Annotated in this window: 19 protein-coding genes and 1 pseudogene; 5 read left to right on the top strand and 15 right to left on the bottom strand. The window is 53.4% G+C overall.

What is annotated here, in order from left to right:
* Positions 1 to 9: 9 nt before the first annotated feature.
* The gene (locus DL346_RS02765) at positions 10 to 747 is read right to left on the bottom strand and encodes a Stf0 family sulfotransferase (RefSeq protein WP_112880544.1); all 738 of its coding nucleotides are present in this window, start codon (positions 745 to 747) and stop codon (positions 10 to 12) included.
* A 419-nt stretch (positions 748 to 1,166) separates the two neighbouring features.
* Entirely contained in the window at positions 1,167 to 2,642 is a 1,476-nt protein-coding gene (locus tag DL346_RS02760; RefSeq protein WP_112880543.1) for a DHA2 family efflux MFS transporter permease subunit, read from the bottom strand.
* Between the two features lie 124 nt (positions 2,643 to 2,766).
* Between DL346_RS02760 and DL346_RS02755 the strand changes: the two genes are divergently transcribed.
* Positions 2,767 to 3,657, top strand: coding sequence for a TetR/AcrR family transcriptional regulator (locus tag DL346_RS02755; RefSeq protein ID WP_112880542.1), 891 nt, complete (start codon positions 2,767 to 2,769; stop codon positions 3,655 to 3,657).
* 584 nt (positions 3,658 to 4,241) lie between these two features.
* Here DL346_RS02755 and DL346_RS02750 read toward each other — a convergent pair.
* From DL346_RS02750 to DL346_RS02740, 3 genes are all read right to left on the bottom strand, one after another.
* The gene (locus DL346_RS02750) at positions 4,242 to 6,143 is read right to left on the bottom strand and encodes a D-apionate lactonase family protein (RefSeq protein WP_112880541.1); all 1,902 of its coding nucleotides are present in this window, start codon (positions 6,141 to 6,143) and stop codon (positions 4,242 to 4,244) included.
* 35 nt (positions 6,144 to 6,178) lie between these two features.
* Positions 6,179 to 6,826 (bottom strand): pyroglutamyl-peptidase I, encoded by a 648-nt coding sequence (gene pcp / locus DL346_RS02745; protein ID WP_112880540.1) that lies wholly within the window; start codon positions 6,824 to 6,826, stop codon positions 6,179 to 6,181.
* 113 nt (positions 6,827 to 6,939) lie between these two features.
* A complete protein-coding gene (locus tag DL346_RS02740; protein WP_112880539.1) occupies positions 6,940 to 7,563 on the bottom strand; it encodes a hypothetical protein in 624 nt (207 codons plus the stop codon).
* A 243-nt stretch (positions 7,564 to 7,806) separates the two neighbouring features.
* Here DL346_RS02740 and DL346_RS02735 point away from each other — a divergent pair, with 243 nt between their 5' ends.
* Positions 7,807 to 8,685 (top strand): aminoglycoside phosphotransferase family protein, encoded by an 879-nt coding sequence (locus DL346_RS02735; RefSeq protein WP_112880538.1) that lies wholly within the window; start codon positions 7,807 to 7,809, stop codon positions 8,683 to 8,685.
* 105 nt (positions 8,686 to 8,790) lie between these two features.
* Here DL346_RS02735 and DL346_RS02730 read toward each other — a convergent pair.
* Positions 8,791 to 9,096, bottom strand: a pseudogene (locus DL346_RS02730) (NADPH-dependent FMN reductase); the annotation flags it as partial.
* On the opposite strand from DL346_RS02730, the gene DL346_RS02725 reads away from it, so the two are divergent.
* Positions 9,088 to 9,741, top strand: a complete 654-nt coding sequence (locus DL346_RS02725) for an extracellular solute-binding protein (RefSeq protein WP_133257473.1) — start codon at positions 9,088 to 9,090, stop codon at positions 9,739 to 9,741. The pseudogene DL346_RS02730 and the gene DL346_RS02725 sit on opposite strands and share 9 nt — an antisense overlap.
* Positions 9,742 to 9,879: 138 nt before the next feature.
* Here DL346_RS02725 and DL346_RS02720 read toward each other — a convergent pair whose 3' ends face one another.
* Positions 9,880 to 10,785 (bottom strand): aldo/keto reductase, encoded by a 906-nt coding sequence (locus DL346_RS02720; protein WP_112880536.1) that lies wholly within the window; start codon positions 10,783 to 10,785, stop codon positions 9,880 to 9,882.
* A 170-nt stretch (positions 10,786 to 10,955) separates the two neighbouring features.
* Positions 10,956 to 11,966 carry a serine hydrolase domain-containing protein gene (locus DL346_RS02715; protein ID WP_112880535.1) on the bottom strand — a complete coding sequence of 337 codons (1,011 nt, stop codon included), beginning with the start codon at positions 11,964 to 11,966 and terminating at the stop codon, positions 10,956 to 10,958.
* A 211-nt stretch (positions 11,967 to 12,177) separates the two neighbouring features.
* Between DL346_RS02715 and DL346_RS02710 the strand changes: the two genes are divergently transcribed.
* On the top strand, positions 12,178 to 12,597 hold the full coding sequence (locus DL346_RS02710) for a VOC family protein (protein WP_112880534.1): 420 nt from the start codon (positions 12,178 to 12,180) through the stop codon (positions 12,595 to 12,597).
* Between the two features lie 101 nt (positions 12,598 to 12,698).
* On the opposite strand, the gene DL346_RS02705 is transcribed toward DL346_RS02710, so the two are convergent.
* Positions 12,699 to 13,841 carry a CgeB family protein gene (locus tag DL346_RS02705; RefSeq protein WP_112880533.1) on the bottom strand — a complete coding sequence of 381 codons (1,143 nt, stop codon included), beginning with the start codon at positions 13,839 to 13,841 and terminating at the stop codon, positions 12,699 to 12,701.
* Between the two features lie 32 nt (positions 13,842 to 13,873).
* Positions 13,874 to 14,971, bottom strand: coding sequence for a CgeB family protein (locus DL346_RS02700; RefSeq protein ID WP_240633006.1), 1,098 nt, complete (start codon positions 14,969 to 14,971; stop codon positions 13,874 to 13,876).
* A gap of 196 nt (positions 14,972 to 15,167) precedes the next feature.
* On the opposite strand from DL346_RS02700, the gene DL346_RS02695 reads away from it, so the two are divergent.
* Positions 15,168 to 15,380, top strand: coding sequence for a cold-shock protein (locus DL346_RS02695; RefSeq protein ID WP_420849509.1), 213 nt, complete (start codon positions 15,168 to 15,170; stop codon positions 15,378 to 15,380).
* A 90-nt stretch (positions 15,381 to 15,470) separates the two neighbouring features.
* On the opposite strand, the gene DL346_RS02690 is transcribed toward DL346_RS02695, so the two are convergent.
* The 5 genes from DL346_RS02690 to DL346_RS02670 form a co-directional block, all read right to left on the bottom strand.
* Positions 15,471 to 16,763: a homocysteine synthase gene (locus DL346_RS02690; protein ID WP_112880532.1), complete on the bottom strand. Its 1,293-nt coding sequence runs from the start codon at positions 16,761 to 16,763 to the stop codon at positions 15,471 to 15,473.
* Between the two features lie 269 nt (positions 16,764 to 17,032).
* A complete protein-coding gene (locus DL346_RS02685; RefSeq protein WP_112880531.1) occupies positions 17,033 to 17,308 on the bottom strand; it encodes a hypothetical protein in 276 nt (91 codons plus the stop codon).
* A 22-nt stretch (positions 17,309 to 17,330) separates the two neighbouring features.
* The gene (locus DL346_RS02680) at positions 17,331 to 17,630 is read right to left on the bottom strand and encodes a hypothetical protein (RefSeq protein WP_112880530.1); all 300 of its coding nucleotides are present in this window, start codon (positions 17,628 to 17,630) and stop codon (positions 17,331 to 17,333) included.
* Positions 17,627 to 17,974: an alpha-helical endospore appendage domain-containing protein gene (locus tag DL346_RS02675; protein WP_112880529.1), complete on the bottom strand. Its 348-nt coding sequence runs from the start codon at positions 17,972 to 17,974 to the stop codon at positions 17,627 to 17,629. The genes DL346_RS02680 and DL346_RS02675 overlap by 4 nt, the downstream gene beginning before the upstream one ends.
* A 24-nt stretch (positions 17,975 to 17,998) precedes the next feature.
* Entirely contained in the window at positions 17,999 to 18,289 is a 291-nt protein-coding gene (locus DL346_RS02670; protein ID WP_112880528.1) for a nucleoside-diphosphate sugar epimerase, read from the bottom strand.
* Positions 18,290 to 18,291 lie beyond the last annotated feature (2 nt).

The raw sequence follows: 18,291 nt of genomic DNA, 5'->3' as shown, positions 1-18,291 counted from the left end.
TTCGTTTCATTACCATGCGCGGTTCACCCAGCCGGTCTGCCGCTCCTCGCGGAAACGCTGCACCCACTGCTCGGCGACCTGATCGGCAATCCGGTCGAATTCGGGCGGCGCTACCTGTACGCCTTCCGAGTCGATTTCAAGATAAGCCAGCACGTCCCGTACCGTATCCTCATAGTTCGCAATGAAATCTTCATAGACGATCGTCATCGGCGTGATGCCGCCCTCTGTGAGGAACGCTTCGATAGCCGCTTCGCGCATCACCGACTCCGTGAGCAAATGATGAATCGCATCGAACGAATATTTGTCGCTTATGTCGGCATCGCCCGGCTTCTGTCCATGCTCGCGGTGCCACTCGCCCGAGACGATCGCCCGCCACCAAGAAACGGCAAGCCGCACTTTGTTGCGGCGCGTCATGAAGATATGCTTTCCATTCGGAAAAGCAGCCTCCCATACCGCTCTTCGGGGCACGTCGTCGCCTAGGTTGAATGACCGCCTAAACGCAGCGAGCCACTGCTCGTGATTAGCTTGATACATCGAAACTTTTGCGCCGAACACACCATTCGGCGTCGATCCTTCTTCCCACATCCGTGCGATTTCCGGAATGCCTGCCGTTTCGCCATCGATCATATACAGCCACTCGGCGGGATTGCCCGCGACACCGGTTGTTGCCAGTGCCTTGTACAGCAGCGTGCTTCCGGTTCGCTGCGAGAACCAGATCGTGTAGCTTTGTTTGGGTTTATTTGCCATATTGGAGATACCCTCCTCTGTTTTATTTCGAGCGGACGCAAAAAAGCCGCAGATGAACAGAAGTCCATCTACGGCTATGGGCACAATGCGCGCATAACGGCGTGCCAAGCGGTCATTGATGAATGTTCATGACAGGGTGCATGGAGACCGGTACGGCAAACAGACCGCTTTAGAAGCAGCTGATACGCTCATCCCGTCTTGCCACGCCTATTCAGATATCGTTAGCCGATAACTGCCGTCATGAATGAGTTCATCTTTGACCCTCCGTCCTCTCAAATTGGTTCAAGTGTAACCGCTTACCAAGAATGGCGTCAAGCACAATTTTTACATTTCATGAAACGGCGCCCAATTTCAATCGAAAAAGCCAAAGACCGGAAGCGATCGCTTCCGGTCTTTGGCTCTTTTGATGCGCGTCGGCGCTAGTGGCCCATCATCATGGTCGGATCCGCTTTTTCGACGCCTTCGATTTCCGGCTGCGGCTTCGGCTTTCGTAAAATGAAGCTGAACAGAATTCCGAAGAGCGTCAAGCCGAACGAGAGCATGAAGGTATCGCTGTACGCGCCGATGGCGGCGTTCAGCGGGGTGCCGCCGTTTGCTGCCATATGATCGGTGATGCGCGTCGTCATGTATCCCGTTAATCCGGCGACGGCGAATGACGTTACGACTTGCTGCGCGGCCGTCGTCAGCGGCGTTACGCGCGAGACGAGATGGCGAGGCGCAGAGTTGAGGACGTGCGTGTTGAGCGCCATCATCGACAGGCCCATTCCCGAGCCGATGATGAACAGCGGCACGAGAATCAGGATTAGCTTCGTGCTCAGATCGATGTAGGTCAGCATGAACAGCGCAATCGCGACTAGACCGAGGCCTCCGATGGCGAGCGGTCTAGCTCCGATTTTATCGAACAGCTTGCCGCCAATGGGCATGAAGAACATCGTGCCTATCGCTTGAGGGAGCATGATGACGCCGGTATCCAGCGCCGAGTAGCCTTTGATTTCTTGCAGGAATACCGGCATGAGGATCATGGCGCCGAACAGGGCGATTTGCACGATCCATACGAGAATCGTTCCCCGGGTGAAGTCGGACGAACGGAAAACGCGCAATTCCAGCAGCGGCTGCTTATGGGTAAGCTCCACAATGATGAGCAGGATCAGGGCGATGCCGCCGCCGATTAAGCCCCAAAGCGTGTTGTCCGCCGTCCAGCTCGTGCGGCCGCCTTCGCTAACGCCGTAAGCGAGCGCTGCAAACGCTATTGGCGCCAGGATCATGCCGAGCACATCCAGTCTAGGCGGTTTGCCTTGCTCGTTCTGCGGCAAGTATTTCAGGCCGACTATGATCGCGATAATGCCGATCGGCAGGTTAATCAGGAAAATCCATTGCCAAGTGACGGCGTCGATTAGCCAGCCCGACAGGATCGGGCCGAGTGCGGGCGCCAGCAGCATTGGGATGCCGAGCATGCCCATGACCGATCCGCGGTTCTCGGCCGGAGCGAGACGGAAGATGATCGCCATGCCGATCGGCGCGACCATGCCGCCGCCGAGGCCCTGAATGACGCGGTAAATAATCAGCTGCTCGATCGTTTGCGCGGCTGCGCAAAGCACGGAACCGGCCGTGAACAATGCGATCGTTATAAGGAAAATGCGTTTGGTTCCGAATTTGTCCGTCAGCCAGCCCGCAAGCGGAATGACGGCGGACAGCGCCAACGTGTAGCCGGTGAACGTCCATTGCACGGTGTTCAATGTGGCGTCAAACTCCGATTGGAACTTCGCCAGCGCGACGTTTACGACGGTGCTGTCCAGAATAACCATAATCATGCCGACAATGACAGCCATAAGCGGGGCGATGATGCTTTTGATCGAAAACTCGGATGCCGGAGACGTTTCTGCTTTCGATGACATCTTAAGACCTTCTCTCCACATAAATTGTGACCTTCAGGTTTTATTGAAAACCGATAAGTCACATACTATAATATTGTCATCATAGTACGCCTATTTGTCAATCCCCCTGGAATGAGGTAATCCGATGAGCTTGCAGAAACAGAAAATCGTCGAGTCCGCCATGAAGTTTTTCGCGGAAAGAGGTTATGCGGCGACTTCGATCCAAGATATCGCGAACGATTGCGGCATTGCTAAGGGCTCCGTTTACAAATTCTTCACGTCCAAGGAAGATTTGTTCGTCGAAGTGTACAAGCAGCTCTTTCAAGCGATGCACGAAGAAGCGGAACGGATCAAAGCCGATCCTGTCCTAACGCCTAAAGAACGGTTCGTTCGCGAAACATTGAACCAGATTTTGTATTTCTCGGAATTGAAAACTAGCATCCAGCAGTTTTATGAACTGCCGATGAACCCGGACAGCGCATTCACGAAGTTCTCTAATCAGCTGCGCGCCGAGCTTCTTGTCTATTATGAAGATTGCATCGTCCGCGCTTATGGGCCGGCCATAGAACCGAACAAATGGGATCTGGTCGCGCTGTATGTCGGCATTTTGAAAGAATACTTGGTCGTCACGGCGTTGCTCGGACACGATGTCGATTACGGCAGCATGGCGGCGTTTGTCGTGGACCGGACGGATGAGATGGCGGCAGGTATAATCCGCACAGCCCCCGAACCGATTCTTGACCTCGAAGTCATGACCAAATTCGTCGATTGCGGGATGGAAGGCGTGCGTCTCACGGCGCAAGAGTCGGTTGAAGACTTGCTGGCACGCTTGATAGAGACCATTCAAGAGCTGCAAGTGACGAGCGCCCGCAAAACGGAGCTTCACGAGGCAGCGCAGCTGCTTCAAGATGAGACGGAAGCAGAAGCGCCGCGTCCCGTGCTCGTTCGCGCTCTTATCGGTTTGCTGCAGACGCAGAATGAATTGGAAAGCGTCGCTGCCCGCCTCGAGAAGCGGTTGGTTTCGCCCTTGCGCTAACTTCTGTTTGCCTATTAAAAAAAGCCGCGATATACGCGGCTTCAGGCTGGCGAAAAAGGAATTAAGATCAATCGCGAGTCCGGATGTTTGACTGGCATCAAGCTTGTTTGTCGATATCTAACGTGGAACCATCCACATCTTGAATGACTTCGAGAATCGAAAATGTGCCTCATGCAGCCGCGCCCTTATGCTGCCGCGCATACGCTAACGGTTGCCACGTACGCTATTTAGCTTCAAATGGCCCTTTTGAAAGGCTAACGGTTCTCAGCAACGCTATTTGGCGATTGGGGCAGCGAATTCATCCGATTCGGGCCAAATAACGCCTCTGGGGACCGTTAGAGTTAAAGAAAGGCTATTATTTTGCAAATAAGCAATGGAGCAACCGTTAGAATTTTCGGGCGCTTTCTCATGCTACCGCTCACACGCTATCCATATAGAAGTCGACAAGCCTGCCAATTAAACGATGGTGGGATTCAATACAATCTGAAGGAACGACCCTGCGGGCCGCTCCTTCTAAAGCCGCGATATACGCGGCTTTTTTATCGTGTCTTCCAAGTCTGTGAGGCGGCAGCCTGCTCGGATGCTCAGCTCACCACCGCAACCGCGTAAGGCAACAGCTCCAGCTCGAACGAGCCATCCTGCCAAGGCGGCGCGGGATATTCCGCGTGCGCAAGCATCGGCGCCGAGCGCTCGTCCAGAAGGCGCAGCCTGCTCGGCTGGAAGAAAGGCGACCGTACGCGTACCCGGATCGTCTCGTTTGTATAGTTGGCGGCGAGCAGCGACAGCTTGCCGTCACGCCCTCGGATGGCCATCGCGTCGAAGGACAAGCGATCGGAGACGCGGCAGTCCAGCACTTCCGCGCCTTGCAGCTTGCCGGCGGCAGCCAATACATGATAGAGCGGGTAAAGCACACCGTTATCGCCGCTGTCCCTAGCGCCGAGAGGACCCACCGTCTCCAGATAGCAAGCCCGCTCGGCACCGGCTTCCGACAAGCTTCGCAGGCTGCCTAGCAGCCAGCCCGCTCCGAACAAGGACCGCTGGCGCGCGTCCGTATGGTTGGCGCGGTCCTCCGACCTGCGCCTGCCTTCTTCGCTGGTCGCATTCGGGTTCAGCCGCGGCTTGAACGTAATCGGCCCTACGCTGAGAGGCAGACCGGGCACGACTGCGCGCGCGCTGCGCACGGTGTCTCCCTGCGCGGAAGCGGTCTCCGCAATGGAGGCGATGTCGAACGCGTGCACCTGCGGATTGATCGTGTACATCGCCGCTTCCAACTCCGCAAGCGGCAGCACGGCTCGGTTCAGTTCCGCGAAGTAGGCGCGCGTACCGCCGCCGACGCGGAAGGAGAGCCCTGCGGCATCACGCAGCCTTATAAGCGCAGCCGACAGCTCGCCGCTGCTTACATAGCCTTCCGAGGGAAACAGAAACACCGTGTCTACTAGAGGCTCCACCTCAGTGACAGCTTTTACGAGCAGCTCCAGCAGCTCCTGCTGCGTGCCGACTACTGGGACAACGGCTTCCAGCTCTAAGCGCGCGCCGAGAACGGCCGCCGCCGCTGCCGCGTTCGCGAGCTCCTGCTTCCAGTCCGGATCGGACAGACGGACGATAGCTCGCAGGAAGGTCAGCTCAAGCAGCCGAAGCTCGGCTAGCTCCGCGTCCGACAAGCGCGAGCGAGGCGCAGCGCCTAGGCCAAGCTCAGGCACGCGGCCGACAGCCCGATCGTGCAGCTCTATGGCGAGCTCATCGCCCGCACCCGCGGCGGCTGCGTCGCCCTCATCCGCATGCTTGCCTAGCAGCGTTAACGTGACGCCTTGTCGAACACGCTGGCCTTCGGCAATCTCCACCGGGTACGGGAGGCGAAGCGGCGTACAGTAGGTTTTGAACGAAGCATCCGTCCAATTGCGCTGATCCTCCATTTCGAACAAATCGCCGCTGAACCGCAGCTCGCAAGCCAGTTCCGGCGTCAGCTCGTGGCGAATCGCCTCCATGTCCATGAACGGCTGATGCGGGGATATGCGGTCCGGAAACGACCCTGCCAGGACGCCGCCAGCGGTCTCTACTTCCACTTTGCGGCCGGCTAGATCAGATGGATGAAGCACGCAGAAGCCGATCCGGTTACGCAGAAACGCCGATCGCGCCTCGCCGTCAAACGTAAACGCAATCGTCCCTTCCTCAGAGCCGGTGATACGGCCTTCCCAAACAAAATCAATGCCACCTTGCCGATGCTCCGCCACGAACCACACCTCGAAGCTATGCTCGCCGGAGGACACGTCAAATTCCCGGAAGACCGGCTTGATCGTCCCCCAGTTTCGGTCCCGAACCGCGGCATAGATCCCGCGCACGATTTCTTGGCCGCGATAGCGGATATACCGCAGCCCGCCTTCTTCCAGCACCGCCGTTAACGGTCCTGCTTTCAATAGCCGCCGCTCAGGCAGCGGATCGGCAGAGCCGTATCGCAGCATCGAGAGTTCCCGTTCATTGCTTACCATCACTCTTTAGCTCCTTTCGCGTCCGTGAACTTTACTTAAAATAACTGACCTTCGACAGCGGTGATGTCCGTCCCGCTCAGCACGCTTGTCGTGACGGCAATATCCAAGGCTTGCACCATCGTCTCCAGGTTCATGCTCGGCACATTGGGTTTATTGACGGTTTGCGAAGGCAGATAAGGGATATGGATAAAGCCGCCTTTGACGGACGGAAACTCTGTCGCAATCAGATGTTGAAGTCCGTAGAAGAGATGATTGCATACAAACGTACCTGCGGTATGCGAAACAGAAGCCGGTATTCCCGCGCTTCGCAGCTGTGCCGTGATCGCCTTGACCGGCAGCGTTGACCAGTAAGCCGCCGGACCATCCGCGGCTATAGGCTCATCGATCGGCTGATTCCCTTCATTGTCGGGGATCCGGGCATCGTTCATATTGATCGCCACCCGTTCGACTGCAATATCGCTCCGTCCGCCGGCTTGTCCTACACAAATGACGACATCCGGCTTCACGTCCAAAATCGCCTGTCTTAGCGTTTGAATCGAGGTATTAAACACCGTAGGGATTTGTCTGACCTCCACCATAAACCCGTCGCACGCCTTGTGTTGAAAACGACTGACCGCCTCCCATGCGGGATTGATGGCTTCCCCTCCAAAAGGATCGAAGCCGGTTAATAGGACTCTGTTCATCGAATTCGCCTACTCTCGCTATGATGGTACATGACTTCGAACAACGCCTTGAATAATCCTGCTGGTCATGCAAAATAAAAAAAAGCCCGCTAATAGCACGGACTTTTCGGGGATCACGATTCTTGTTGCAAGAAATAAAACTCTCGGTAGAGCTGCAGCAGCTCAGACTCCTTCTCCATGATTTGATGCGAGAGTTCCTTAATTCTGAGTTCTGCTTGACTATAATCGCCGCTGTTTGCGTCTTCAACGGACAGGCCATTCCCTGTGTCAGGCCGTTCAGAAGGCACACTTGAAGGTACTTCTGAAGGTACTCCTGAAATTTCTGCTGAAGGTGATGTTGAGGACACTGTTGAAGGCACTGTTGAAGGCACTTTTGAAGATACTGTCGAAGGCACTTTTGAAGATATTGTCGAAGGCACTTCAGGCTCTGCTCCAATGGTCCTTTCAATGCGGAACCCGAAGGTGTCTTCTACCCAATCATCCGCCTCATCCCGCCCATATGCCCGATAGATATGCATATACTTTTCAAAAATCGAATTTATCGTTTGTCTGCGATCCCAGCCCAGAATCCCCGTCGTATCTTTAGCGTGGTATATAGCTTGAATAAGCTGAAAATCGTTCAGCTTCCCACGTGTTCTCTCAATTAGGTCAATTTCACCGATGAAAACGGAAAATACCTTATAAAATGACTCTTTTTCTTTAATCATTTCAATTTCCGTGATTAAAGACTTATCCACGCCTGCACCTCCCATTTCTTCCTAAACTGTAGAATTCTTAATCCTATCGTTCTATTACCCATAAACTCTGCATCAAGAATCTCGCTATTCGGCGGGGGATTTTGTCAACTTTTAGCAACACGTTCAAAAAGCCTTACCGATTTGGTAATTTTCGTTTTGAACTAAATTCGACCAACAGCTTTTCTTTTGACTCATGCTATTATGTAAAATGGATGTATGATCGCTTGAGAAGGAGTGACAAACTTGATAAACATAACAACAGAACTCGTACGCGGATTAATTGACAGCCAATTCCCCCATTGGAAGCATCTCGAGGTAAAACCTGTCGAGAAAAGCGGTCATGATAACCGCACGTATCGGTTGGGCAGCGACATGACCGTTCGCTTGCCAAGCAATGAGGGCTACGCTTCAGCCGTGGAAAAAGAGACGACTTGGCTTCCTGTTTTCAAGCCGCATCTTTCGTTACCGATCCCTACACCTCTTGCGAAAGGGCAGCCAACGGATGAATACCCCCTTCCTTGGTCGGTCAACCAATGGATTGAAGGTGAAACGGTCACGTTTGCCAATATACGCGATATGAACGAGTTTGCGGAAGACTTGGCGGCTTTTTTAAAAGAACTCCAGGCCATAGACGCAAGCAATGGCGTGCCTGCAGGCGTTCAAAATTTCCACCGCGGAGGAAATCTTGCCGTTTACGATTTGCAAACAAGGTCCGTTATCGAGCGTATTTCGGGTTATGACAAAAACCTGCTAACGGAAATATGGGAGCTTTCGCTCGCGACAACGTACAGTGCGGCTCCGCTCTGGATTCATGGCGATGTCGCCGTTGGCAATCTGCTAGTAAAAAACGGCAGGTTGTGCGGCGTCATTGATTTTGGGACGATGGGTGCAGGCGATCCGTCGAGCGATCTTGTAATAGCGTGGAATTTCTTTGACGACAGCAGCCGCAGCGTTTTCCTCAACAGCATTGATGCTGGAGAGGATGTAATCGATCGTGCGCGAGGCTGGGCATTGTGGAAAGCCCTTATTACTTACGATTGGCACGAGAAAGGCTCTGAATTGGCGAATTGGGGTAAAAGGGTGATCGATGTCATCATCGATCACTATCAAAAAAGATCCTAAATCAGAACGGCTTTACGAATCTTCAAATCTATTGTACATGACGACCTTATCAAACGAAAAGTCCGCGTTTTTACGCGGACTTTTTTCGATTCATATTCCGCCAGTTTATTTTCTAAGCGGCTTTAGCGCGCCGGACCAGGCAACGACCTGTTCTAACATGCTGGCCACTGTTGCTTCATGATGCGAAGACGGCTTAAACACACTGTAGTTCTCAAAATCGCTATGCAGCGAAAGAGCTACTTGTGCACGTACGTCAGCTACCGAAAGCTCGCCCATGATCAGTCGCAGGTTCTCTACGGCACGAGTTCCGCCAAGACTGCCGTAACCTACGAAACCTGCCGCTTTGTTGGTCCATTCGTTATACAGGAAATCGATTGCGTTTTTAAGCGCCCCCGATGTCGCGTGGTTATATCAAAATGGATTCAATTCGGAAAGATCATTGCAAACGCTTTTAAAAAAGGCGCAGTCTTTAAACCAGCACCAATTCTAACAGGTAATGCAGCTATGGAATTAGGATCGTATACAACAGCATTTAATTTTGGTGTTTTTGAAAAACAAATTGGTGGAAATAAGGTAGATTGGGGTGTTGTTACAGCACCTGTGGGTTCATTAAATCGTGATTATTCGGATTATTATAAAATCAATGAAATATATGGAATATCCTCTCATTCCGCTCATAAAGATGAAGCTTGGAAATTTATCGAGTTTATTGTAGGTAATGAAAACTTTTATCTTCAAAATGGCGATGACTTGCTTAATTATGGAATACCAACGCATTCTGAATTATTGCCACAAATAGATGGGCACGACCTATCTCCTTTATATAATAAAAAGAGTACCCAGATTAGTAATAATCCGTATGACCAGATTGATTTCAATATCATCAATGCATTTAAAATCGTAGGTCAGAAGTACATGGACAAAGTTGTTAATGGGGAAATGGATATCACATCAGCGTTTGAAAAAATTGAGCTTGAAGGTCAGCAAGCAGTTAATGCAGAAGCAAAGAAATTAAAGAATGTGAGCGAAGAGTGGGAAATGTCTGGAAACAAGTGATAGGGACCGCATCCACTAATTTCGGATGGGGAGAAACAGATCAAAAAAAATGCACCTCCAATTGCTAGATGAGACTAACAATTGGGGTGCATGCAGTTCATTTCTGGTCGGCTGCTTTTGCTATAAGGATATCTCGGATTAAGTTCTTGGTCCTTGTCCGGCGCTTTGCAAACGACGCTTCGCTTCTTCGTAAATTTCCGCCGGCAGCGCGCCTTTCGCGGCAATCCGGATATTTTCGGCCAAATGCGCCGGATTCTTCGTTCCAACAATTGTAGTCGATAGGTGCGGATGTGCGAGCGTGAACCGCAGTATAAATCCGGTACGGCTCTCGCCTTCATCTAGAAGCTCATCGAGCCCAGCCTTTTCCCAAACCGCCCAGCGATCCTCATTGCCAAGCCCCTCGCCAGGCTCTCCACGGCCGACACCGCCGCGAATGATCGTGCCTGCTCCTGCTAACGCCGCGTCCGAGATGATGTTCTCATGGTCTCTTTCCAGCGCAGAATACGGGATCTGGAAGCTGTCATAAACGCCGGATTGAATGTAGCTCGAGATGTGTGGCAGGGTCGAGGAAATGCCGATCCAGCGAACTTTGCCGGATGCCTGAATTTCCCGCAGCACCTCCACCAAGTTGCCTTCCTCGGTCTGTTCGACGGTCGGATTATGGAGCTGCAGCAGGTCAATATAATCCGTATTCATTCTCCGCAAGCTCGTTTCAATGTTATGAAGCAGGTTATCCCTTGTCCAAACATGGGGCGTTTCATCGTGATCTCCGCAATTGACGACCGTGCAGCCGCACTTCGTTGCCAAAATATATTCACTGCGGCGGTGGCTGATAAAGCGGCCGATATACTCTTCGCTTAAACCGTAGTCATAAGCGGTATCGATAAAATTAATGCCTTCATCGAGCACGGCGTTTAAGATTCGGCCCGCCTCATCGTCCGTTACGGCCCGCCCGCTCCAAATCCGGGGACCGCGGATTTCCATCGCTCCGAAACCAAGACGCGTTACCTCAAGCCCTGTTCTGCCCAGCACTGCTTTTTGCACAATATTACCTCCTAGTCATGTTTGAATATCAAGAACCGCTAACGAGAATGTGCCATCAGGTTGGTTTTATCCATGTCAAACCTATTATATAAAACTCTGGATTATTCAATAAGAGCTGAAAAGAAGATTAGTTAGTGAACTCAACGTAACTAAGCAGCCTTACTTGATGATTAGGAATGACGCCATGCGGACTTCCTTGCACAATCCCACACTATATTTCCGAAATTTTTGATGTCCGCCAAATAATCGTAGCCCGGCGGATTTTCACCTGACTGGTTCAGCATTCTGACCGCGACGATGTTGCCCTGGGGGATCACTAGCACAGCGTTTCCGTAAATGCCCAGCGATTGATAAGAGCCGGCAGGCAGCCGGTCGCCGAGCTCCGACATGGCGCGCGGCAGGTCCTGCACCCACCAGAAGAAGCCGTTTCTCGGCAGCGATTCAGGAAGTGAAGCCGGTGAGGCTGCCGTCGTCGCTCGCTCGAACACGGACCGGGGGAACATCTGCCGCCCGCCCGCTTCTCCTTTGGTCAGGTGCAGTTGGCCCCAATACGCGAGCTCTCTAGCGTTTGCGAAGAGATTCGCTTCATCGCCACGCTCGCCGGCATACGTTTCGTTCATCCATACCAGCTGCTCGGACCTTTCCTTCCGCCAGCCCGTAGCCGAGAAGCCAAGCGGCTCGAAAACCCGTTCCTGCAGCAGCTCCGCAAGAGGACAACCGTAAACGTTCTCAATCAAACGAATCAATAGATTCACGCCGGAGTTGTTATAGCTCCAATCCGTGCCCGGCGGGAACATGCGGGTATGTCCCCCCTTCAGCCCGTGCGTATGCGTCAGCAGGTGCCGAATCGTCGTATGGCGCAGCAGCTCGGTATCCGGTAATTCCAAATAGCTCGTCACCTCATCGTCTACGCTGCCTATCTTGCCCTCCTCTAGGGCGAGGCTGACCGCAAAGCCGAGGTACGTTTTGCGTATGGAAGCTAGATGAAACTGCGATTCCGGGCCGACCGTCCGGCCTCCCCCGCCTGCTTCGTGAGTGCCCGCATACCACTCATGCACGATTTGCCCGTGCTGAAGGATGCATATCGCGGCAGCCGAGCATGCCAACTGCTGCTGCGTTAACCGCATATAGTCATTTATCAGCTTGTAAGTTCCGTCGGACTTCACTAGGTTTCGCCTCATTTTCCACTCTCCTTCGAATCCTTATTTCCGTTCACTCCAGACATATATTAAAGTACCATGGAATAATAGCAATATTTAAACACGATATTAGCAAAATATTAACTTCTTCACAGTTGGAGGATATCGGATTTATCTAGCGAATAGAAGGGTAGAAAATACAGGGAGTGCCTTAGGCGAATCTGAATCAAATACACCTAAAGGATGGGATCTCATGAGTGCAAAATCATTGCCAAAAGCAGCGATTTCCGGATCATCGACCGTTTTGCTAGTTTCTGACGTTAAAGCCTCCGCGGCCTTCTATCAAAATCTCGGCTTCGCCTACGAGGAAATCGGCGGACCGGACGTTTCTCATGTTCATGTATCGCGCGGTAATCTAACGCTGATCCTGCACCCGGCAGCTAGTAAATCCGACGTACGTCCTTACTCATCCATGACGGGCGGGCTTTATTTTGACGTATATGCGTATACGGATGCGGTCGACTTGCTCGTGGACGAGATTCGGGTCAAAGAGCTGGACATCGTCAATGGCCCTCATTTTTCCGAAAATTGGAATGAGGTTACGATCAAGGATATTGACGGTTACCGCATCACGTTCGGCGGCGGCTTGAGCACGGACGAGGTATCGGATTAACGTTCTATCGCAATAAGCATGATAGCGTTCGTTAGCCGATATTGCCCTAACAATAAACAGCGGTGAAGTCCCCTTGACTTCACCGCTGTTCGTTTCCATCCTTAGACCGGAAACAGAATGCTAAGCATCCGCTCGATTCGTTTGCCATACGTATGCTCTCGCATCGTCCGGTACATGCCGCGCATGGCGATCTGCTTCCGTTCCTCCTCGTTGACCAGATAGTACCGGATCTTGTCGATCATCTCTTGCGGCGAGGAGTAGGTGACAATGTCTACTCCCGGGGTGTAAAACGAGACAATATCGTTGCGCACATCCGTCAACTGCAGCGCGCCGCAAGCCGCGATTTCAAAGGTCCGCGGGTTCGGCGATTCCGCGCCGATGCCAGCGCTGTTGCTATTGAAAGTATCTTCGTCGTGGGCACGGTGCATGTTAATGACGATTTTGGCGCCGTTGTACATATTCGCCGTTTCCTTCGGGCTCATCCAGCGGCCGAGCTGGATCTTGCTCTTCATCAATCTGAAATCCTTCAGCCGGTCCCACCAAATCCCGGAGATATGCGTATCCTTCTTCGCCAGAAATCTCGTCACATGGTTAAAGAACTCCACTCGCTTCCAATAAGCCGAGCCGATGAAGCAGATGTCATGGCGCTGCGATCGCAGCGGATTACGCGGTCTGAACGCCTCGGGATCCGCCCCGAGCGGCAAATAATAAACGTTCGGACAGCCTTGCTGGCGGTAATAATCGACGCAAGCCAGCTCCAGCGTAAACACTTCGTCGTAATGCGGCGCGATGCCCGCCGTGATGTCGGTGTAATAAGGATCGTCGGTAAACCAAATCGCCGTACGTATGCCGGCCGACCGCATCGCATCTACCTCAGCGACGTTAAACTGCAGTCCGTCCAGCACGATGACGATATCCGGCCGGATGCCAATCGCGATCTCCGCTACCGGCTGCTGCGCATTCGTAACCGTCAACTGCGTCACCTGCGCGCGAAGCGCATTCGCGACAGCCTCGTCAAGCGGCGAATACGGGACGCCCTTGCCTGTGGCGACGAACAGCACATGCGCCTGCCTGACCGGGAAAAACTGCCCCTGGGTCGCATGCCGAAGCACTGACTCGCATTGGCCATACCAGTGTCCGTGCTGCCAGCCGAGCCTGAACCCGTCCGCCCTGCTGCGAGCTACGCCCCGAAGTCCACGGACCGCTTTGCGTTTGCGGCTTCTTCTTCGCGTTTTTGTTGCCATGCGTCTCCCCCCTCCTTTCCTGACGGTTCTGTTCATTCCGTCCATTTTAGTACCTCGGCTACAAGCTGCAGCCGCCGAACGAAGGTGTGTTCCTGCAAGGTCCGCCGCAATCCGCGCAGCGCGATCTGGCGGCGCAGCTCCTCGTGACGCAGATAGTAGTCCAACTTGGAAACCAATTCCTCGGGCGAGCCAAACGTTTCAAGCTCGACCCCAGGCACGTAGTGATGTTGCAAATCCTCCCGTACATCCGTCAACTGCAGCGTGCCGCACGCGGCAATTTCATACATTCGCGGATTGATGGAGAGGCCCGGCAAATTCAGATCGTTCTTGTTATCCTTGCCCTGCTCGGTTATTCGGTGCAGATTGATGACGATCTTCGCCCCGTTGTAGTAGCGGATCGACTCATCGACCGGCAGCCAGCCCTTCCGAATGAACTTCCGCAGCCGCTTGTAGCTGCGAAGCCGTTCCCACAGCCCGCCCGCGATGAACACCTTCCGACCCTTCAGGTAAGGCGCGATGGCATCGAACAGCTCGACGCGGTTCCAGAAGGCTTGCCCGATAAAACAAATATCGCTGCGATGTTCTGTGCCGACCTTAATTGGCCTGAACCGATTCGGATCGACGGCCAGCGGCATGTAGATGACCTCCGGGCAGCCAAGTCCGCGGTACAGCTCCACCGTACTCAGTTCGTGCGTCAGTACGACATCGTAATGCGGCGCGATATGCACCGTCTCTGAAGTAAAGTACGGATCGTCGGCAAACCAAATAGCCGTACGGATCCCCATCGCCCGCACCGCCTCAACCTGCGCCAGATGATCCTCGGGAAACACGTGCAGCCCGTTCAGCACAAACAGCCAATCCGGGCGGACGATTGAAGCTTGCTCGGCCATATTCCTCGCTTCGGCGACATAAACCTCCCGCACCGTTTGGCGCAGCGCTTCGATAATGCCTTGATCGATCGCATCGAAGCCTTGCGGAATATAAAGTACGCGGACGTTCCTCATTGGAAAGGCGGCGGGCTGTAGATGCCGATAGATGAATTCGCAAGCGCCATCCCGCTCCCCATGGGCGTACCCTGCCGCGAATCCCCTTCTTGCCGCTTTGCCGTTCACCTTCCGCTTCGCCTGCACTTGCGCCACCTCTGCTGTTCAAGTATTCTGTCTCTATATATATGCGAATGACAGGCAAGGCTCTTGGTCACTTGTCCGCTTGGCCCGCAAAATTGGCGCTTGACCCGAGGGGCAATCCGTCCATGAAAAAAGGAGTATAATTCTGGCAGTCCAGTCACATATTAAAAGAGGTTACGGCACCAAAACGAAGGAGGGCTTGATTATTCATTTCTCAAAGAAAGTCGTTGAACCGATCCCCGAAGAAGAAACATCCGTTTGGACATGCAGCAACGAGAATTGCTCTTGCTGGATGAGATACGATTTCTCGTTCGGGGAGTTCCCCAGCTGTCCGATCTGCCACTCCAGCATGACCAGCACAATCAAGAATTTGCCCGTGCTCACGAACGGCACCAAGCGCAGCTTCCAGTAACGGGGGCCACACACAGAGAAGAATGAAAAAATAGGCTGGCCCTTACGTCATTCAGGACGTTTAGGGTCAGCCTATTTGGGATGGAATAAGTTAAACCTGACTAGCCCAAATCGCCTGGTTGAGATCATAAATAATGTCGTCGATTCCTTCGGTTCCAATGGAGAGGCGGATAAGTCCAGGGCTCACGCCCGTTGAAAGCAGCTCTTCGCCCACGAGCTGGCTGTGCGTGGTGCTCGCCGGATGGATAATCAGCGATTTGGAATCGCCGATGTTCGCCAGATGCGAGAACAGCTTCACGCTGTCGATGACTTTGCGTCCCGCATCTGCCCCGCCCTTCACGCCAAACGTAAGAATCGCTCCCTGCCCTTTCGGCAAGTATTTCTGGGCCAGTTCATAGGTAGGATGACTCGGCAGCCCCGGGTAGCTGACCCACTCCACAGCCTCATGACGCTCCAGAAACTGCGCAACCTGCTGCGCATTGCTGCTGTGGCGCTCAAGCCTCAGATGCAGCGTTTCAAGGCCCTGCAGCATTTGAAACGAGTTAAAGGGCGAGATCGCGGCGCCCATATCGCGCAGCAGCTGAACGCGTGCCTTAATGATATAGGCGATCGGTCCGACTGCGTCGGTGTATACGACGCCATGATAGCTGGGGTCCGGTTCCGTAAGGCCGGGGAACTTGCCGCTAGCCTTCCAGTCCAAGCTGCCGCCGTCTACGATTACGCCGCCAATGGAGGTACCGTGTCCGCCGATAAACTTCGTAGCTGAATGGACGACGATGTCCGCTCCGTGTTCGATTGGCCGGCACAGATACGGGCTTGCCAGCGTGTTGTCGACAATAAGCGGGATGCCGTGCTCATGGGCGATATCCGCAACGGAAGCGATGTCAAGCACATCGCCTTTCGGATTGCCGATCGTCTCCGCGAACAGCGCTTTCGTTCTCTCGGTAATGGCGCCCCGGAAGTTCTCGGGGTTCTCCGGATTAACGAACTTCACTTGTATGCCGAGCTTTGGCAAGGTGATCGAGAATAAATTATAAGTGCCGCCGTACAAATTCGTGGAGGCAACGATCTCGTCGCCGGCTCCGGCAATATTCAGAATCGAGTATGTAATGGCTGCTTGTCCGGAAGCGGTGGCCAGTGCGGCCGGAGCACCCTCCAGCGCGGCGACCCGCTTCTCGAAAACATCCGTCGTCGGATTCATGATTCTTGTATAAATGTTGCCGAATTGCTTCAATGCAAATAAATCTGCGGCATGCTCCGTATCTTTAAAGCCGTAAGAGGTGGTCTGGTAAATCGGTACCGCTCTCGATCCCGTTGTCGGATCCACTTCCTGGCCTGCATGCACGGCCAGCGTTTCCAAACTCAGCTTTCTTTCTTCAGCCATGGTCGAAGTCTCCTTTGCCAAATTGATTAAAATAATTATTCTGGTAGAATTTGTCGGATATATAAATAATAGCATGGAAATAGCTGGATTTTCAAGAATAATTGGAAAATCCACCTTATACGACGCAAGGCTATCTAACGGCTGAACACATGGCTGCTAGGGTAGCGGGGATGCAGCTTACCGCTCCCTTGGAGCTTAGCAATTCGTAGGGAGTGCATGCCAGTCGGTACTCAGGTGGCTGAACTCCCGCTTTGCTTACACTGCTTCTTTTACGTATGCTGCTCGTACGCAAGCTGATGGCCATCCTCGAACCCTTTGGCAAAACCGAGATTATAGCCTTGGTTATAGGCGATGTCGAATGCCCGGTTGTATTTGTAGCGGTTTAAGTCCCGCTTTTTGGTACGCTTTTGCTTGCGTGCGGAAGATTTGCCGGCTGTACCTGACTTCGTGTTTTTGCGCGTGGTGCCGTAAGCAGGAGTCAATTTCTTGAAGCTTGTAGGTTTCCTCACGATCTTCTTGCCGCTAATAGACGCTGGTATGATCATGTTCCCGTTCCTCCCTACTTTGCTAATTGGACTTAAGATGCGCGCCAATGGCTGCGGCTGGATGCAGCCATGGCTCAGAAGGCAGAGCGAATCCGCGGCGCCCCCGGCTTTGGCTGCGCTCCAAAGCGCCCGCCATCGCCGTAAGGGTCAGCTGCATCGCCTCGAGCCGAGTCATGTTGCGCTGAATGGCGTGCGCCAAATTGGGAGCCCGATTCGCTTCATCCGCGACGCTGTTCAAAATCCTTGCGACAGCCTGCTGGCTGCGGGCGAGAGATGCAAGGAGCTCCAGACGAACCTCCAGCTCCTTGCGGCTTAAGTTCATTGCGGCCTCACTCCCATATCGAAGTTTCCACCCAGCATGTTGTCCAGTCCGTTAGACCCTCCTCCCATCTCGTCGACCTGGCGCAGTGCCGCCTTCAGCACATGGGTCATCCCAGAATTCAGCTTCGCCAGTCCATCAATGACCTCGACCAGCTGATCATGCACCTGCATCGCGGATTTCAACTGATCTTGATGCTCCGCGAACACATCAGCCGTCACATGGTTCAATAGCCAAGCGCGAACCTTCTCCGCCTCAACCGCCTTCGCTTCCAGAATCATGGCCACATTCCACTGCGCTTTGGCGGAGGCGTCCAGCATTCTTAGATAAGCTCTTTCCCGACGCATAGCTTCCAGCTTCCTTTCCTCCGCCTATTCTTCATCCTCCGGTACATCGATCTCTCTCATGACAGCCGAAATCGTTTGCGCGAGCGACTCCTGTAGCTCGGCGATGCTGTGCAAGTAGTTAACGATGCTCTTCGTCGTCATTTGCGAGTTGTCCATCAACTCGTTCACCCCGCCGAAGCCCGGGTGCGTGTCCGGCAGAGCGTGCACGATCTGCGCCATGCGGACTGCGACATGCCGCTTCGCCTCCAAGACGCGTGCCAGCTGCTCATGGGAATGAGACATATGCTCAATCATTTCGGTTACGATACGCTGCATGA

This window comes from Paenibacillus montanisoli, from assembly GCF_003268025.1.
Classification (GTDB): Bacteria; Bacillota; Bacilli; order Paenibacillales; family Paenibacillaceae; genus Paenibacillus_Z; species Paenibacillus_Z montanisoli.
This window is presented reverse-complemented; position numbering and strand designations above follow the sequence as displayed.

Coding starts and splice junctions, on each gene's coding strand:
- DL346_RS02765 (WP_112880544.1), bottom strand. CDS start 747: ATGGCAAATAAACCCAAACAAAGCTACACGATCTGGTTCTCGCAGCGA.
- DL346_RS02760 (WP_112880543.1), bottom strand. CDS start 2,642: ATGTCATCGAAAGCAGAAACGTCTCCGGCATCCGAGTTTTCGATCAAA.
- DL346_RS02755 (WP_112880542.1), top strand. CDS start 2,767: ATGAGCTTGCAGAAACAGAAAATCGTCGAGTCCGCCATGAAGTTTTTC.
- DL346_RS02750 (WP_112880541.1), bottom strand. CDS start 6,143: ATGGTAAGCAATGAACGGGAACTCTCGATGCTGCGATACGGCTCTGCC.
- pcp (WP_112880540.1), bottom strand. CDS start 6,826: ATGAACAGAGTCCTATTAACCGGCTTCGATCCTTTTGGAGGGGAAGCC.
- DL346_RS02715 (WP_112880535.1), bottom strand. CDS start 11,966: ATGAGGCGAAACCTAGTGAAGTCCGACGGAACTTACAAGCTGATAAAT.
- DL346_RS02710 (WP_112880534.1), top strand. CDS start 12,178: ATGAGTGCAAAATCATTGCCAAAAGCAGCGATTTCCGGATCATCGACC.
- DL346_RS02705 (WP_112880533.1), bottom strand. CDS start 13,841: ATGGCAACAAAAACGCGAAGAAGAAGCCGCAAACGCAAAGCGGTCCGT.
- DL346_RS02690 (WP_112880532.1), bottom strand. CDS start 16,763: ATGGCTGAAGAAAGAAAGCTGAGTTTGGAAACGCTGGCCGTGCATGCA.
- DL346_RS02685 (WP_112880531.1), bottom strand. CDS start 17,308: ATGATCATACCAGCGTCTATTAGCGGCAAGAAGATCGTGAGGAAACCT.
- DL346_RS02680 (WP_112880530.1), bottom strand. CDS start 17,630: ATGAACTTAAGCCGCAAGGAGCTGGAGGTTCGTCTGGAGCTCCTTGCA.
- DL346_RS02675 (WP_112880529.1), bottom strand. CDS start 17,974: ATGCGTCGGGAAAGAGCTTATCTAAGAATGCTGGACGCCTCCGCCAAA.
- DL346_RS02670 (WP_112880528.1), bottom strand. CDS start 18,289: ATGCAGCGTATCGTAACCGAAATGATTGAGCATATGTCTCATTCCCAT.